Origin of the sequence: Leptolyngbya sp. AN10 (assembly GCF_050565645.1) — a bacterium.
Taxonomy (GTDB): domain Bacteria; phylum Cyanobacteriota; class Cyanobacteriia; order Leptolyngbyales; family Leptolyngbyaceae; genus Leptolyngbya.
The window spans coordinates 185,681-201,096 of sequence record NZ_JBNXVP010000004.1; the positions used below are offsets into that span (position 1 = coordinate 185,681).

Genomic DNA, 15,416 nt, shown 5'->3' on the forward strand with positions numbered 1-15,416 from the left:
CTCTTCCCAAATCAATGAATCCGAACGCCCGTACCACTGGACTAAACCTGAAAGCCAAATTATTTCGAGGTTTTTCTGACCCCTCGCGCCTCTCCATTCTGGAAGCTCTCCGCAATGGACCTTTGACGGTGACTGAGATTGTGGAAGCTACAGGGCTTACTCAATCAAATGTTTCCAATCATCTTGGTTGTCTACGCGATTGCAATCTTGTTTATCGGGAGCAGAAAGGCTCCTATGTTTACTATGGCTTGAGCGATGAGCGAGTAGTACGACTACTGTACCTAGCTGATGAGTTTCTAGCCGATGTGATGAAAGGAATTTACGAGTGTACTCGTTATAACGTACCGGAGGAAAAGTGACCGTGAAGCCACAGCAAACAACGATCGAGATGACGGTGCAGGGAATGGATTGTTCTGACTGCGTGCGGCATGTCCAGCAAGCGATCGAGAACTTAGAGGGCGTGCAGTCGGTGGATGTCCTTTTGTCTTCTCAAAAAGCGATCGTTCAATTCGATCCAGAGAGGATCGATCGACGAACCGTTTACAAAGCCGTAGAAAGCGCAGGCTATGCGGTTACCAAGCCAACCACAACGCTGGAATTGACGGTTCACGGGATGGACTGCTCGGATTGCGTGCGGCATGTTCGACAGGCGATCGAAAAAATGAATGGTATTGAATCGGTTGAGGTGTTTTTGGCATCCCAAAAAGCGGTCGTAGAGCTAGATCCGACGCAAGTGAATCGGCAACAGATTGTTCAGGCTGTCCAAGCCGCAGGCTACTCCGTTGCCGAGCCAACAACGATCCTTGAAGTTTCTGTCAATGGCATGGATTGTTCGGATTGCGCTCGTCATGTGCAACAGGCACTTGAAAAGCTTGATGGTGTGGAATCAGTCGAGCCGTTTGTGACCTCTAAAAAGGTGGTCGTGAAACTGAATCCGGTAAAACTTTCTCGTCAAGAGATTTACCAAGCGATTGAAGGTGCAGGCTACTCCGTTGCTGACCAACCCAAAGAACCACGTAGTCAAGCGTCGATCGACGATATCACCCGACCTATTCTCACACTATTTGGTATTGTGATCGGGGCTGTCCTCTTTGTTGTGCTGGTGGGTGAGCGGTTAGGGCTGTTTGAATCCTTGACGGCTCGTGTTCCCTGGTTTGTTGGAACGATTCTGGTTTTAGCGGGAGGCTATCCGTTACTGATTAATGTGGTACGGGCAGCACTCAAAAATAAGATTACTTCGCACACGTTGATGACAGCAGGGCTGATTGCTGCCCTTGTTGTCGGGCAATGGGCAACGGCGGCGGTAGTTGTGTTCTTTATGTATCTAGGAGAGTACGTTGAACGCTTCACCACAGAACGGGCGCGGCGTGCGGTCACCGATCTGGAATCCATTGCCCCTCGCATGGCACGGGTTGAGCGTGGTGAACAAGAGGTTGAGGTGCCAATCTCGCAGGTTGCGGTCGGTGAGATTGTGGTTGTGCGTCCCGGTGAACAAATCCCTGTAGACGGAGAAGTCATCAGTGGGCAGGCAACGGTCAATCAAGCAGCGATTACAGGCGAGTCAATGCCGATCGAAGCCAGATCTGGAACAAACGTGTTTGCAGCAACTCTGGCATCGTTGGGCAGTTTACGGATTCGAGCCACAGCCATTGGAGCCGATACAACATTCGGGCGCGTGATCAAACTGGTGGAAGAAGCCGAAGCCCGTCGCGCCGATGTGCAACGGATCGCAGACAAATTCTCGGCTTATTACCTTCCAGTGGTTTTAGGGATTGCGGCACTCACCTTTACCGTTCGCCGTGATCCGTTAGCAACTGCAGCAGTGATGATTGTGGCATGTTCCTGCTCATTTGCATTAGCAACGCCGATCGCCATGCTAGCTTCGGTTGGGGCAGGAGCAAAACGAGGTCTACTGATTAAAGGTGGAAAATATTTAGAGTCTCTCGCTCGCGCCGATGTGCTGTTGATTGACAAGACTGGAACCCTGACGCTAGGTCGTCCTCAAATTACCGACGTTGTGCCCCTATCAGGAGTATCTGAGACTGATGTTTTATCGTGGGCAGCTTGTGCAGAACGATACTCCGAACATCCACTGGCTCAAGCGGTGCTAACGCTTGCAGAGGAACGCAACGCACCACTGAATAAGCCAGAACAATTTGAAGCATTTCCAGGCATGGGGGTGCAAGCACTAGTCGATGGGCACGTCATTGCTGTTGGCAATCATCGTATGATTCCAGGCGGAGCCTCCCTGACTGTTGTGAAGCGATTTGAGGAGCAGGGCAAAACCATGCTGTTTGTTGCCCGTGATGGTGAGTTGGTTGGGGTTCTAGCTGCGACGGATGCAGTACGTACCGAGGTTCCTACTGCCATTGCTCAGGTCCGTAAACTGCAACTGAAACAGATTGAGCTATTGACAGGAGATAACGAGCGGACAGCCGCTGCTCTTGCTGGCAATCTGGGAATTCGCTATCGGGCAAATCTTCTTCCTGAAGACAAGATTGCGATCGTGCGAGAGTACCAGGCGAAGGGACACACGGTGGTTATGGTTGGCGATGGCGTGAATGATGCTCCAGCTTTGGCACAAGCAGACATTGGCATTGCAATGGGAGCAGCGGGAACCAGTGTGGCGATCGAAGCGGCTCATATTGCTCTGATGCGTGACGATTGGCAGCTTGTACCAGAGGTGTTGCAAATCGCTCGTCGCACGATGAGAGTAGTGAACTTGAACATTGCATTTACGGCTGTATTTAACTTAGCGGGGCTATCGCTGGCTGCCTTCGGCTTCCTGCCACCCATCTTTGCAGCAGCAGCGCAATCCATTCCAGATATAGGCATTCTTGCGAACTCAGCACGCCTGCTGCGTCAGAAGTAGCGGCAATTTGGTTAGGGCATATTTTCTCAACTCTCGCCAAGTTCAATATCTAGTTTCACTAAACTTTGGTGGGGGTTGCCCCTTCGTTGAATCGGTGATTTGGTATTCAAAGAGCGCGCGCTAGGAACCCTTAATCCAATGGGCATCAGAGAACAATTCTTTGTTAAAAGATTCAAGTGAGAATTAAGCACATAACGAATGATCCATTGCAGTCTGAGTTATATCAGCATACAATGATATGATGATTCACAGGTATTTCACTTGACTTTCGAGTGAAGAAATGAAAAACATCCCTAGCCCTTTGAATGCTAGGAAGGCAGCCAAATTGCCAGTGTCCCCAATTGACTAAGCAGAGTCAGTGTATTGGCAGGCGTGACTAAAAATTTAGTCTGAGTTCGCATTTGTCCTTACATCACAGGAGTTTTTCTATGTCTCTTCGATTAGGCGATACCGTGCCAAACTTTACTCAAGCTTCGACTGCTGGTGAAATTGATTTCTACGAGTGGGCAGGAGATAGCTGGGTTGTGTTGTTTTCCCACCCCGCTGACTTTACTCCGGTTTGTACCACGGAGTTAGGAGAAGTTGCCAAGCTTAAGCCAGAATTTGACAAACGCAGCGTTAAGGTACTAGCGCTTAGCGTTGATGATGTTGAATCTCACAAAGGATGGGTGGGAGATATTGAAGAAACCCAGCATACAAACCTTAACTACCCGATTTTGGCAGATCCAGATAGAAAGGTTTCCAACCTTTACGACATGATCCACCCCAACGCTAACAATACTTTAACTGTTCGTTCGGTGTTTATTATTGACCCTAGCAAGAAACTGCGTCTGACCTTGACCTATCCGGCTAGTACGGGGCGTAATTTTGATGAGTTACTGCGGGTGATTGATTCATTGCAGCTAACAGACAATTACAGCGTGGCGACTCCAGCTAACTGGAAGGATGGTGAAGACTGTGTGATTGTTCCTTCGATTCAAGACCCGGAAGAACTGAAGCAGAAATTCCCCAAGGGCTACGAAGCGGTGAAGCCCTACCTGCGAATGACTCCTCAACCGAATAAGTAAGTTGATTCCAGGTTGTTGGGCGAAGTCAGCAGTTCGGTTCAGATGTGCTGCTGACTCCGCCCAGATAGAACTTGTTTGGTGTTGCTTGTCCTAAACTGACGTTCAAGGAAAGCTAAATATGATTTTTCGACAACTGTTTGATCAAGAATCCAGTACCTATACGTACTTAATTGCAGACCCCGCGACTCAGACTGCCCTCCTGGTCGATCCAGTCCTAGAGCAGGTGGAGCGAGACATCAAGCTGCTTGAAGAGTTAGGATTAAATCTTCGCTACTGTTTAGAAACCCATATTCACGCTGACCACATCACAGGGACTGCCAAGTTGCGTGAAGTGAAGGGTTGTCTCGGCGTTGTTCCAGACCAAGCTCAAGCCAATTGTGCCGATCGCCATATTAAAGATGGTGAGACGTTGCAGTTAGATGGCATTGCGATCGAAGCGATCGCCACACCAGGTCATACCGACAGCCACATGACTTATCGGGTCAATCATGACAGAATCTTGACTGGGGATGCTTTACTCATTCGAGGTTGTGGAAGAACCGACTTTCAGAGCGGCGATGCGGGAACGTTATTTGATTCAGTCACGCAGCGATTGTTCACGTTACCAGACGACACGCTAGTTTATCCAGCACATGACTATCGAGGTCACACAGTATCTACTATTGGCGAAGAAAAACGATGGAATTCCCGATTTGTCGGACGCGATCGTGACCAGTTCATTGAATTCATGGCGAATCTAGGCTTACCGATGCCCACAAAGATCATGGAAGCGGTTCCAGCCAACGAGCAATGTGGCAAAATTGCCTCTCCTGACACAACCAACATTATTTCAATAGACTTCTCATCCAGCAAACAGGGCTAATGATTTATTCTTTGCTAGAGCGTGAATATTATGATTTCTTCTGGTAAGGCTGCTGAAAGCTGTCACTCAGTTGCCGAAGCAAACCTCGCTAATTCCTCTTCAAACGATTCAAAGGTCGCATCAAGTCAACTGAAGATGCGGCTCCTTTGGATCGTTTTGGGGCTGCGGAGTAGCCTATTTCTGTTTGTCTTGATGATCGGGTTTTGGACTCACAGCCTGTCGCTATTAGCTAGCTCTGGCGATATGTTTTCCGATATGGTTGCCCTCAGTCTGACGCTAGGTGCAACAACATTGGCACAACGTCCTGCTACGAAGACGGCAACGTTTGGGTATCGACGCATTGAAATTTTGGTAGCATTGCTCAACGGACTAGGAATTCTTGCGATCGCTGCCCTAACCACCTGGGAAGCAATCAATCACTTTCAAGAACCAGATTCCATTCGAGGGCTACCTATGCTGATTACAGCAGGTGTAAGTTTGGTTCTTAACAGCATTATTATTCGTCTTTTGCATGACGAGAGCAGCCACGACCTCAACTTGAAGGGTGCTTTTCTCCGTATCCTTGCCGATGCTACTGGTTCTATAGGTGTTATTTTGGCAGCTTTAGGCATTTACTACTTCAACTGGCTATGGGCAGACGCTGTGGCAAGTTTGCTAGTTGCTGCATTTTTGTGCATTAGTGCAGTTCCTCTGGTGATGGATAGTTTAAGAATTTTGCTAGAATTTGCCCCTGACTCAATTGATGTAACTGCGATCGAAGCTGCTTTGCATTCCTTTCCTGAAGTGTGTCAAGTGGAGAAGCTCCATGTTTGGACAATTACGTCCGATCAAATTGCGCTCAATGCTCATCTAGGGGTGAAATTGATGACCACCGAGAAGCGTGACCAGTTGTTGAAGCAACTCCAAACTTATCTGAATCAAGAATTTGGTATTCATGAGCTAACTCTGCAACTTACTGCCTTTCAGGAGTGCGATCGCAATGAACCCTAATCGAGTAAGCAAGAGACAACAATCCATTAAACGACCAATTCAGTCTTCCTACATCAATGACTGGATAGAGGCTTTGGGCATTGCAGCTTGGGGTATATTGGTACTAAAGCTGTGGATTACTGGCAAACTTAGCCTGCTTGTTCATCCTAGATATGTTGTTGTTTGTCTAGTCACAGCCATTGTTTTACTGCTACTTGCAGCATTCAAAGCTTGGAGGATTCTATACAATCCGCCTACTATAAAGACTCAACATCTATCAACTTTGCCTCCAGAATGGACGAGCAGAGTGCTTTTAGTTGCGGCACTTTTAGGAATGCTGATACAACCTCAAACGCTTGGCAGCCAAGCGGCAATGCAGCAGGGATTGCCGGACTCTCTTATCACCTCAACTCGCATTAAACCTCAAGCATTCCGAGCTTCTGTGCGTTCAGAAGATAAATCGCTAGTGGATTGGGCAAGAACACTAGCCGTTTATCCTGAACCTGATAGCTATTTAGGACAGAAAGTCAAGCTTCAAGGTTTTGCCTTGCACTCGCCTAACTTATCAGATCAGTACTTTGTCATCAGTCGTTTTGTGATTGCCCACTGTGCACTAGATGCCTACCCAGTTGGAATTCCAGTGAAACTCACTCAAAGTCGGCAAGCCTACCCGGTTGATACCTGGTGGGAGGTTGAAGGGCAAATGATTGTAGAAACAGTGGCAAATGAGCGACAACTTGTGATCCAAGCAAATTCCCTTAAATCTATTCCTGAACCCAAAGAGCCTTATGAGTATTAGCACAGAATAGAAGAGCGTCGCCATTGGATTACATGGCTGCAAATCGGAGAGCAAACGTTAAAAAATTGGTAATAATGTAATGGAAAACTTTCTTATTGGAGTCCTCTCATGAACAACTCTGAACCCCAAATCTCTCCCGAACAGCTTCCAGAAGTGTTTGCTTTGGCAGCCCGGTTACAGGCGCAACAGGAGCATTATTCTTTGTCAGAGCTAACCCAAATTGGCGCGGAGGCGAATATTCAGCCAGAGTTTATCCATCAGGCAGTACAACAAATTCAAGCGACTCAAGTCAAGCAAAGCAAAACTCGCAGATGGCAGCAATCATTAAAGGTGGGGTTAATTAGTTTTGGTGTTGTGCTTGGTCTAGGAGTGTCGGCAGGGTATGCGGCTATCTGTGGCTCCACAATGGAAGCCGAAACAAGTCAGCAAGAGCAGTCATTTTGGTAGCAAGGATTACGGAGGGTTGAGAATATGATTGAGTCAGCCCAAATTCTTCGATTGCTGGTTCAGCGGGTTGATCAAGAGTTACTGCCTACGATTCAAATCAATAGCATAACTCCCCATAATCCAGTAGAAGTTCATTCTGTTCCTGCTCCTTGGCAACTGCTTGGTGCAGGGAATTATGCTGCCGTATTTTGTCACCCTGAGTTTCCAGATCAAGTTATCAAGATTTATGCTTCTAGTCGTCCAGGATTTGATGAGGAGGTAGAAGTTTATCGTCGCCTTGGCGCTCACCCTACCTTTTCTACCTGTTTGTATGTTGGGAAGAACTTTTTGGTACTTAAGCGGCTGTATGGAACGACGCTCTATGATTGCTTGCACAAAGGATTAACTATTCCAAAGCAAGTGATTCAAGATATTGACCAAGCCCTGAAATATGCTCGAAGTCAAGGGCTAAATCCGTATGATGTGCATGGACGCAATGTGATGATGTGGAAGGGCAGAGGATTCGTGGTGGACGTATCAGATTTTTTGCGTCAGGGCACTTGTTTGAAGTGGACTCATCTAAAGCGAGCTTACTATTGGGTGTACCGTCCTATCCTTGCACCATTTAAACTCCAAGTTCCCTACTTTCTCTTGGATATGGTTCGCAGAAGTTACCGTCTTTTCTGTCGTTCACCGGGCTATCGGCACGTACTGCATTAGCAACTGCATTAACAATGGCGAGATCTTGGATATGATGCAAGCTGTGCTTTGATCTGAACAGGGCTGCAAAACGTCTGATGTTGTGAAAATGATTAGCGCTGTTCGCAATTCTACTAAGCCACGAAATAAAGTTTGCTAATGAGCGGTTCTCGACTTTAATCAGATTGAACTTAGGGGTAAAGTTTTCGTCCCTACTTGTATTTAGCGAAAGAGTGGTGTTTTATGCCAAAACAACGAACGATTCCCTGGATTTATCGCTGGTCGCGTCTGATCATGGCAGGATTGGCAACGATCGGAGCCGTCGTGACTGGCTACTTAACGATCGTCAAATTCTCTCAAAGCTCAACGGCTTGCCCAACGAATGGCTGTGATATTGTATTGGCAAGTCCTTATGCCACCGTGTTTGGCTTACCGTTAGCGTTGTTTGGTTTTCTAGCATATATCAGCATGATCGGATTTGCGATCGCGCCGTTGCTAGTTAATCCCGAAAAAAATAAATCATTGCGCTCCAAACTTGAGGAGCGGACAGGGCTGCTGCTGTTTATGGGCGCGACTGCGATGGCAGTCTTTAGCGGCTACTTAATGTACTTGATTGTGTTTGAAATCAAGGCGGTTTGTGTTTACTGCGTTGGCTCTGCAATTTTGTCTGTAAGTTTGTTTATCTTGTCGATCGTCGGTCGCAACTGGCAAGATGTCGGGCAACTGTTCTTTACCGGAATTGTAGTCAGCATGATTGTACTAGTCGGGACGCTCGGCGTTTACGCAGGTGTAAAAAATCCCGAAATTGCAGAACGATCGACCCCCGGACAATCTGGCTTACCGATTACAACAACTTCTGGAGCGGCTGAGATTGCCCTCGCCGATCATCTCACAAAGGTCGGAGGTAAGATGTACGGAGCATTCTGGTGTCCCCATTGTCATGCCCAAAAACAACTGTTTGGCAAAGAAGCGTTTAGTCGAATCACGTATGTGGAATGTGATCCTGCCGGAAAAAACCCACAGCCGGATCAATGTCAGGCAGCAGGCGTGAAAGGGTATCCAACTTGGGTTGTCAATGGGCAAACGGAATCAGGTACGCAGTCGCTAGAGAAGTTAGCAGCAATGTCAGGCTATTCGGGAGCAAAAGATTTCCAGAATGCTTTGCCTGAACGCTAGGGTAGACTTTAACGCTTAGATTCGCAAAAGTTACTGTTTTCTCTTCCGTCGCAGGTCAAGTCGCTCATTGTTAACGATCGCGAAATTCTGCATAGGATAATGTGAAGGACTTTGAGACTCCTCAAGAACTTCATGCTGACTTACGCTTTCTAGGTAAGGAAAACACACGACCAGATAGACTTTGAAAATAAAGTCCACCAACTGTAATTAAGAAGAAAACATAACTTACTGCCTGAACCAGATATAACCGCTGGGTGTAGCCGAATAAAGCATTTAGAATGATGCCAGGAAAGCGATCGTCCGGCAAAATCTTACTGGTATTCCACACCATTGGACCCAGAATGCAGTCACGGTCTTGAGGTTTTGCAAACCGTTGATAATAGACACAGAACGCTTGGGATTGACGATCCATTTGGGCTAAAGCACTGACTGCTGCATCAAAATGAGCTAACGCAGTCACAACCAGTCCTGCAACAATCAGAATCAACAGCAGTCCCATCACTTGAAAGAATCGACGGATATTGATTTTGATGCCCCATCTAAACAGCAGCATTCCTATTCCTGCCGCTGTTGCTAAACCTAGCAGCGCACCCAACGTTGGAATCACCCCTTGTTGAAATTTAGCTGCAATAAAAACGACCGCTTCAAATCCTTCCCGTAATACGGCGAAGAAAATCAAAATAAAAATTCCCCATCCAGCTTTGGAATTGTGGCTCAAAGCGGTTCCAACCGTTTCTTCTACCCCTATCTTCATCTGTCGTGCATTCTGAGTCATCCAAATCAGCATCCAACTGAGGAGGATGATCGCCAACACGCAAAAACCCCCTTCGATCAGTGGCTCAATGACTGGTGCAAATTGCTTGCTGGCAGTTCCCAATCCTTGAATAATCCAACTGAATAGCACTGCTACGAATGCACTCGCTAGAATACCAACAATAATTCCCGCGTAGACCCATACATTCAAGCGAGTCTGTTTGGCTTTCTTGAGGTAAGCCAGCACAATGCCAACAATCAGAGCAGCTTCAACACCTTCACGTAAGGTAATGATGAAAGTGGGTAAGGCAGGGCTGAAATCCATACACGCTCCTTCGAGTTCAGTTATTAAGAATGTTAGTCAAAAAGGGGTCTTCAAAAAGGGGGCAATCTGATTGCTCAGTGAAGAGACGTTTCTGAGTTTGCTTTACTTGGTAAAGCGTTGACGTAGGCGAACCATCAACAGATCAACCTCTGGTAGTTTCAATCGGGTGGCAAGAAAGGCGAACATACTTAAACCTGCCAATCCTGACAGGCTCAGTTCAGAAAGTTGAACTAGTAGTCCCTCTGCCCCCCAAACCTGCTTACTAGCCCAAAGGGTGCCCCAGCAGACAAACCCTGCAATGACACTGCCGACCGTTAATCCTAAAATTGGCAAACTCCATTCTCGCCACGGTAAACCCTTGAGTTTACGATCGAGAACCCATAGCAGCATGATCATTGAAATCAGATTGACACCTACCGTTGCCAGAACTACGCCAGGTGCTCCAAACGGCTTGACTAGAACATAATCCAATGCCGCATTCAGAAAAATATTGATCGCACTGATCCGAAAAGGCGTATCTCCATCACCCAAGGCATAAAACACGCGCACTAACACGTCCCGCCCTAAGTAGACAAACATTCCAATCCCGTAAGCAACCAGAACAGAGGCAACAACTTGAGAAGCGGATCGATCAAAGGCATAGCGTTCATAAACAACTCGCACGATCGGGACAGCTAATGTCACCATCAACGCACTCAAAGGCAACATGGTCAAAGCCGTGAGAATTAGTCCTTGCCGAATCCGTACTTTTAGCTCTGTCCAATCACTGGGGTCTGCCAGTCGAGAAAATACAGGCAACAGCGGTACCAGAATAACATTGGAGATAATTCCGAGTGGGGTTTGCACAAGCAGCCCTGCATAACTCAGAGCCGCCGCCGCTTGAGGAATGTAGGAGGCAAAGAATAAGTCTGTGTAAACATTAATTTGCAACATACCGGAAGAGAAAGTTGCGGGACCCATGACTCGAATAACTTCTTGCACGGCTGGATGGCGGAAATTGAACCGGAGCCGTAACGTACCCATTCCAGCCTGCCACTGAGCAGGAATTTGCACGATCCATTGCAGTAACGCTCCTGCCAGTGTTGCGTAAGCAAGCACCAATCCGCCCAACAGGGCGTATTGAGAATTTGTGACTTTGCTTCCTGGAAAAAGCGTCAGAACTCCCAAGCCCAGTAGTACCGTAACACTGGAAAACAGGGGACTGAGTGAAGGGAGCCAATATTGATGTGCGGCATTGAGTGCACCAAACCCAATACCAATCAAGCCAGCAAGCAATGCCATTGGTGCCATAATGCGGAACTGTTGAACCGCGATCGTCCGCACTTCTAATCCATAAGAATTTTGGCTTAACCCTGGAGCCACCAGGTCAATTAATGGTTCAGCAAAGAAGATTAGTCCAACCGTGACCAACAGCAGTACTCCACCCACCAAGGTTGTGATGGTTTCAACGACAGGTGCTGCTTCCGCTTTCTCGCGCCTGGATAGAACGCTTGCAATTGCACTGTGAAAGGGTCCATTAATGCCACCCAACAATATCAGCAGAAAACCTGGAATCACATAAGCATAGTTATAGGCATCAACGACGGCTCCAACACCGAATGCTGCTGCGATCGCTTGCTGACGCACCAGCCCAAAAAGCTTGCTGATTAAGGTTGCAAACGCCACAATTCCAGCAACGTTAACCAGAGAACGAGACAATTTTTGATGTTTATCCATTCGAGGAGGGTTCAGCTAAATTTCTAACGCTTGTTTCTTTGTGCTCGATCACTGCGCTGCCCTTCTCGAAACGCGGCAATCAGTAAGCATCCAATCCCAATGTTGATTGCCACGTCCGCCAAATTAAAAACTGGAAAATGAATGAGGCGAAAGTCTAGAAGATCCACGACTTCCCCTTTGACAAAGCGATCGATCCCGTTTCCCAAAGCTCCTCCTAAAATGCAACCGTAACCCACGCGCTCCCAACGATTGAGATTAGCGCGGAGCGCCAGCACAACGAGACCCAAACTGACTCCTAAAGAAATCCATTTCAGCCATCCACCATTATTAGAGAACAAGCTGAACGCAGCACCTTTGTTGGTGACATAGGTCAGGTGAAATACACCTGGAAGAAGCGGCAAAGTCTGACCCAGATCAAAAAATTGAACGGTCAAAAATTTGCTGGCTTGATCGATTGTGAAACTGAGCAAAGCTGCATACCAGAAGGTTTTATTTTTAACTCTTATCCTCACTTGGTTCAGACCTACTTCATAAAAACAACATTCGGACAACTTTTTGCTTTATGTGATAATCGGTTGCGGTTTCGTTTGAAACTGTTGAGCAACCAGACTGTCAATCCTGCTACTGCCAACAAGGGGGTAAGCCAGTCTCCCCACCGAACATAGAGAGTTTGAGTTGAGCGGCGATAAATGGTATCGATGTGAAGTTCATAGGTGTTTAAGCTGGAGCGCCATAGGGTTTGTCCATGCGGGTCTACGATGCCGGAATAACCTGTGTTAGTGGCACGTACTGCCCAGCGATCGCTTTCAATCGCTCGCATGACATCCTGAGCATGATGTTGAGCAGGCATGGCTGGACTGTAATGGGCATTGTTAGAAGCGGTCAGGATAAACTGCCCACCTGCCGCTGCTTGAGCGCGAAAATGCTCGGCAAAGGCAGACTCATAGCAAATTCCCACGATCGCTCGACCGAAGGGAGTATCGAAGGTTTGGTTGGATTGACCTGCAATCAGATTTGCTTTGAGCGGTGAGAGGCGATTCACGAATTGACCCAACCATTGCTCAAAGGGAATGTACTCGCCCAATGGCACTAGCTTGGCTTTCCGGTATTCACTGAGGGTCTGCCCATTACCCGCAACGGTAAACAAGCTATTGGTCAAGCGATTTCCTTGCGTACCCAAGGCTCCAACCCACGCCACAACTTTTTCTTCCAAAATGGTTTGATAAAAGGGAGTTTGAATGCGGTTTGGCTCAGTCCATCGAAAGGGTAAAGCAACCTCTGGAGTGAGAACGGCATCAACCCCTTGATTTGCCAGTATCTGATACCCCTTAGTGTAGTTTTTGAGAGCGCGTTGCCAGCCTTCTTCGTAGAGCTTGACTTCGTTTGGAATATTGCCCTGAATGATGCCAACTTTCAGTGCTGATTCTGGAGGTTGAGCGAGTGGACGAATATATAAGGTAAAGCCGATTAAATGCAGAGTGATGACTGTTCCAGCCGCGATACACAAATACTTCCAGTTGAAATAGATAGGGCGAGTTACATTTTTGCGGTTAATCCATGCCTCAGCAATCCATCCATTTACAGTAATAATGGCGGCTGTTACGGTGAGAGGACCTGAAATTTGCCCTAGATGCAGGAGTGGCAAGTTGAAGGGACTTTGCGTGTAGGACAGAGAACTCCAGTAAAGCGGTCCTCGGCTCCAGAGAAATTCCAGGCTACACCAAAGGGCTGTTCCAATCAGGACACGACTGAGAGCAATTCTGAACTTGGATGTTTGAGACAGAGATCGACAAACAAATCCAAATATTCCTACCCACAGTGCCACCTGGACAGCCCCCCACAACGTGATGAAGATCCAGCAGAAGAGGGCGATCGCCAGACTTACCCACCAGTTGACTCCCATCCAGGTCATGGGGTGAATGCCAGTAATCCAGAACAGTGCCAGTCCGTGATACCCGATTCCCCAAACCAATCCTTGTAAGAGCAATGCTTTGAAACTGCTCTTGAATTTCACCGCTAAAACCCATAACGGCACCAGTGCAACCCATGCCAGAACCCAGAAGTTAAGGGGAGCAGGTGCTAACCCCATTAAAATGCCACTTGTTAGCACAATGATGAGAGGTTGATGCTGCCAGAGCCGTTTTTTGAGATTCAGCTTCAGGGGCTTAGGTTCAGTCATGGATTCGTCGGGCGGACAAAGTTCATCGTAAATGCAAGCCAGTTTCCGTAGAGGCGATCGAAGCGAAATCCAACTTCTTCAGCCAAACGGCGAACTGTGCTCTGGCTTTGATAGTGGGGATCGGGAATGACTTCGGTGATTGATAGGACACCGTTAGGTTTGAGCGCTTCATAGACCTCTCGTAGTGCCGCTTCCCGGTCTGGAATCTCTCCCAGCACCGTCACTAGCCATGACCGATCGAAGGCATGATGCTCCAGTTTGCCTTCGCCCGCTCCAGCCCGTATCAGTCGCACGTTGGTCAGGTTTCGTTCACGCACTCGCTTTGCTACCTGATCCAACATGCCTTGCTGGATGTCTAATGCGACAACCTCGCCGTTGGTTCCTACCCGTTCAGCCGCCGGAATGGTGATTCGCCCCGGTCCACAGCCAATATCTAAAACGTGCATACCGGAAGCAATTTCAAGCCGGTCGAGAAGGGTTGCACTGCTGGCAACGGCATTCACGTATCCATTTTCTAACGACCAGCCTAGCCAGGGTGGGCAGGGCAGCGATCGTTGTCGAGCAGCAAACCGCCACCATAGACCTATCCCAATCAGAATGGCAAAGGGTATCCCAATATCAAACAAAATTGTTTTCATATGTCTAAATTCACTTCATTTGTTGAGCAACTTGATTCAAAGCTGACTCTATTCGGTCAAGGCGATCAATGATTTTTTTCTGAGCATCATCGCCTAGATTGAGGCGATCGACAGTAAGGTCACCGTCTGTTTCCAAATAGGCAGACTTAACTTCGGAAAGACCTTCAATTCCTTGACGGCGCAGGCTCGTGAGTAACTCTTGTTCAGTAATCGCTTCTGCTCTCAAGTTTTTTTCAATGATTCGACCCTCTTGAATCAGAAGTCTTGGCTTCCCCTCAATCAATCTTCGGAATTTGGGAAATTGGTAGGCAATCCGAACAATTAGGTAATTGATAATGAGTAAAGTTGTTGCACCAACTATTCCGCCAATCAAAGAATTGTCATCACCAATAATCGCATTTTGTACCGTGTTTGAAATTACTAGCAGTACTACCAAATCAAAATTATTTGTTTGACCCAATTCTCGTTTACCTCCTAAACGAAGTGCCACCAGCAAGAAAAGATAAATCAGAATTGACCGGATGACTTTCTCTAGGACTGGCTCTTCAAACGTCCATAAACTATTTAAAAAATCCATTGTTCAAACACCTCAAAAATTAGATGATGGATTAACCCTTTGACTTTGACCTATTACATGAACTGGAATAACTAAGAGTCTGGCTTGTTGTCATCATTTCTATCTTGGTCGCGATCGCCATTAGATTTGTTCGGATTGTCATCATCTTGATCTCCAGAGGGACTGGGACTACTGTTTGGTTTCACCTCTTCATTATTAGAAGGACTAGGCTTGTTCTCAGTATCTCTATTACTAGGCTGCTGACAAGCAACTAGAATCGTTAGTGTAATTGTTACGAGAAACAGACTTGCAATTCTTCGTTTCATTTTGGTGTTCCTCAAGTACTAAAATTTCTATTCGTAAAATCACTTGAATTGAC

Annotated in this window: 16 protein-coding genes; 9 read left to right on the forward strand and 7 right to left on the reverse strand. The window is 47.2% G+C overall.

Annotation, left to right across the window (positions count from 1 at the left end):
• Positions 1-14: 14 nt before the first annotated feature.
• The 9 genes from ACQ4M5_RS07495 to ACQ4M5_RS07535 all read left to right on the forward strand — a co-directional run bounded on the left by ACQ4M5_RS07495 (position 15) and on the right by ACQ4M5_RS07535 (position 8,870).
• Entirely contained in the window at positions 15-359 is a 345-nt protein-coding gene (locus ACQ4M5_RS07495; protein WP_430674958.1) for an ArsR/SmtB family transcription factor, read from the forward strand.
• A gap of 2 nt (positions 360-361) precedes the next feature.
• Positions 362-2,872, forward strand: coding sequence for a heavy metal translocating P-type ATPase (locus tag ACQ4M5_RS07500; RefSeq protein WP_430674959.1), 2,511 nt, complete (start codon positions 362-364; stop codon positions 2,870-2,872).
• 428 nt (positions 2,873-3,300) lie between these two features.
• Entirely contained in the window at positions 3,301-3,939 is a 639-nt protein-coding gene (locus tag ACQ4M5_RS07505; RefSeq protein ID WP_430674960.1) for a peroxiredoxin, read from the forward strand.
• A 118-nt stretch (positions 3,940-4,057) separates the two neighbouring features.
• Positions 4,058-4,801, forward strand: a complete 744-nt coding sequence (locus tag ACQ4M5_RS07510) for an MBL fold metallo-hydrolase (protein WP_430674961.1) — start codon at positions 4,058-4,060, stop codon at positions 4,799-4,801.
• Between the two features lie 135 nt (positions 4,802-4,936).
• The gene (locus ACQ4M5_RS07515; protein ID WP_430674962.1) at positions 4,937-5,791 is read left to right on the forward strand and encodes a cation diffusion facilitator family transporter; all 855 of its coding nucleotides are present in this window, start codon (positions 4,937-4,939) and stop codon (positions 5,789-5,791) included.
• Positions 5,781-6,569: a TIGR03943 family putative permease subunit gene (locus ACQ4M5_RS07520; protein WP_430674963.1), complete on the forward strand. Its 789-nt coding sequence runs from the start codon at positions 5,781-5,783 to the stop codon at positions 6,567-6,569. The genes ACQ4M5_RS07515 and ACQ4M5_RS07520 overlap by 11 nt, the downstream gene beginning before the upstream one ends.
• A gap of 108 nt (positions 6,570-6,677) precedes the next feature.
• Positions 6,678-7,016, forward strand: coding sequence for a hypothetical protein (locus tag ACQ4M5_RS07525; RefSeq protein WP_430674964.1), 339 nt, complete (start codon positions 6,678-6,680; stop codon positions 7,014-7,016).
• Between the two features lie 24 nt (positions 7,017-7,040).
• Entirely contained in the window at positions 7,041-7,715 is a 675-nt protein-coding gene (locus ACQ4M5_RS07530; protein ID WP_430674965.1) for a serine/threonine protein kinase, read from the forward strand.
• 222 nt (positions 7,716-7,937) lie between these two features.
• On the forward strand, positions 7,938-8,870 hold the full coding sequence (locus ACQ4M5_RS07535) for a vitamin K epoxide reductase family protein (RefSeq protein ID WP_430674966.1): 933 nt from the start codon (positions 7,938-7,940) through the stop codon (positions 8,868-8,870).
• A 130-nt stretch (positions 8,871-9,000) separates the two neighbouring features.
• On the opposite strand, the gene ACQ4M5_RS07540 is transcribed toward ACQ4M5_RS07535, so the two are convergent.
• The 7 genes from ACQ4M5_RS07540 to ACQ4M5_RS07570 all read right to left on the reverse strand — a co-directional run bounded on the left by ACQ4M5_RS07540 (position 9,001) and on the right by ACQ4M5_RS07570 (position 15,363).
• Positions 9,001-9,948 carry an FTR1 family iron permease gene (locus ACQ4M5_RS07540; protein WP_430674967.1) on the reverse strand — a complete coding sequence of 316 codons (948 nt, stop codon included), beginning with the start codon at positions 9,946-9,948 and terminating at the stop codon, positions 9,001-9,003.
• Positions 9,949-10,050: 102 nt separating this feature from the next.
• A complete protein-coding gene (gene murJ, locus ACQ4M5_RS07545) occupies positions 10,051-11,664 on the reverse strand; it encodes a murein biosynthesis integral membrane protein MurJ (protein WP_430674968.1) in 1,614 nt (537 codons plus the stop codon).
• A 23-nt stretch (positions 11,665-11,687) separates the two neighbouring features.
• Complete coding sequence (gene lspA, locus ACQ4M5_RS07550) at positions 11,688-12,176, reverse strand: signal peptidase II (RefSeq protein ID WP_430674969.1); 489 nt, start codon at positions 12,174-12,176, stop codon at positions 11,688-11,690.
• A gap of 11 nt (positions 12,177-12,187) precedes the next feature.
• On the reverse strand, positions 12,188-13,843 hold the full coding sequence (gene lnt / locus ACQ4M5_RS07555) for an apolipoprotein N-acyltransferase (RefSeq protein WP_430674970.1): 1,656 nt from the start codon (positions 13,841-13,843) through the stop codon (positions 12,188-12,190).
• Positions 13,840-14,481 (reverse strand): class I SAM-dependent methyltransferase, encoded by a 642-nt coding sequence (locus ACQ4M5_RS07560; RefSeq protein WP_430674971.1) that lies wholly within the window; start codon positions 14,479-14,481, stop codon positions 13,840-13,842. Before ACQ4M5_RS07560 ends, lnt begins: the two co-directional genes overlap by 4 nt.
• 10 nt (positions 14,482-14,491) lie before the next feature.
• A complete protein-coding gene (locus ACQ4M5_RS07565) occupies positions 14,492-15,058 on the reverse strand; it encodes a DUF421 domain-containing protein (RefSeq protein ID WP_430674972.1) in 567 nt (188 codons plus the stop codon).
• A 71-nt stretch (positions 15,059-15,129) separates the two neighbouring features.
• The gene (locus ACQ4M5_RS07570) at positions 15,130-15,363 is read right to left on the reverse strand and encodes a hypothetical protein (protein WP_430674973.1); all 234 of its coding nucleotides are present in this window, start codon (positions 15,361-15,363) and stop codon (positions 15,130-15,132) included.
• Between the last annotated feature and the right edge of the window lie 53 nt (positions 15,364-15,416).

What these genes read in the sequence shown, in the direction of transcription:
- ACQ4M5_RS07495 (WP_430674958.1), top strand. Translation starts at nt 15, where the DNA reads ATGAATCCGAACGCCCGTACCACTGGACTAAACCTGAAAGCCAAATTA.
- ACQ4M5_RS07505 (WP_430674960.1), top strand. Translation starts at nt 3,301, where the DNA reads ATGTCTCTTCGATTAGGCGATACCGTGCCAAACTTTACTCAAGCTTCG.
- ACQ4M5_RS07510 (WP_430674961.1), top strand. Translation starts at nt 4,058, where the DNA reads ATGATTTTTCGACAACTGTTTGATCAAGAATCCAGTACCTATACGTAC.
- ACQ4M5_RS07515 (WP_430674962.1), top strand. Translation starts at nt 4,937, where the DNA reads ATGCGGCTCCTTTGGATCGTTTTGGGGCTGCGGAGTAGCCTATTTCTG.
- ACQ4M5_RS07520 (WP_430674963.1), top strand. Translation starts at nt 5,781, where the DNA reads ATGAACCCTAATCGAGTAAGCAAGAGACAACAATCCATTAAACGACCA.
- ACQ4M5_RS07525 (WP_430674964.1), top strand. Translation starts at nt 6,678, where the DNA reads ATGAACAACTCTGAACCCCAAATCTCTCCCGAACAGCTTCCAGAAGTG.
- ACQ4M5_RS07530 (WP_430674965.1), top strand. Translation starts at nt 7,041, where the DNA reads ATGATTGAGTCAGCCCAAATTCTTCGATTGCTGGTTCAGCGGGTTGAT.
- ACQ4M5_RS07535 (WP_430674966.1), top strand. Translation starts at nt 7,938, where the DNA reads ATGCCAAAACAACGAACGATTCCCTGGATTTATCGCTGGTCGCGTCTG.
- ACQ4M5_RS07540 (WP_430674967.1), bottom strand. Translation starts at nt 9,948, where the DNA reads ATGGATTTCAGCCCTGCCTTACCCACTTTCATCATTACCTTACGTGAA.
- murJ (WP_430674968.1), bottom strand. Translation starts at nt 11,664, where the DNA reads ATGGATAAACATCAAAAATTGTCTCGTTCTCTGGTTAACGTTGCTGGA.
- lnt (WP_430674970.1), bottom strand. Translation starts at nt 13,843, where the DNA reads ATGACTGAACCTAAGCCCCTGAAGCTGAATCTCAAAAAACGGCTCTGG.
- ACQ4M5_RS07560 (WP_430674971.1), bottom strand. Translation starts at nt 14,481, where the DNA reads ATGAAAACAATTTTGTTTGATATTGGGATACCCTTTGCCATTCTGATT.
- ACQ4M5_RS07565 (WP_430674972.1), bottom strand. Translation starts at nt 15,058, where the DNA reads ATGGATTTTTTAAATAGTTTATGGACGTTTGAAGAGCCAGTCCTAGAG.
- ACQ4M5_RS07570 (WP_430674973.1), bottom strand. Translation starts at nt 15,363, where the DNA reads ATGAAACGAAGAATTGCAAGTCTGTTTCTCGTAACAATTACACTAACG.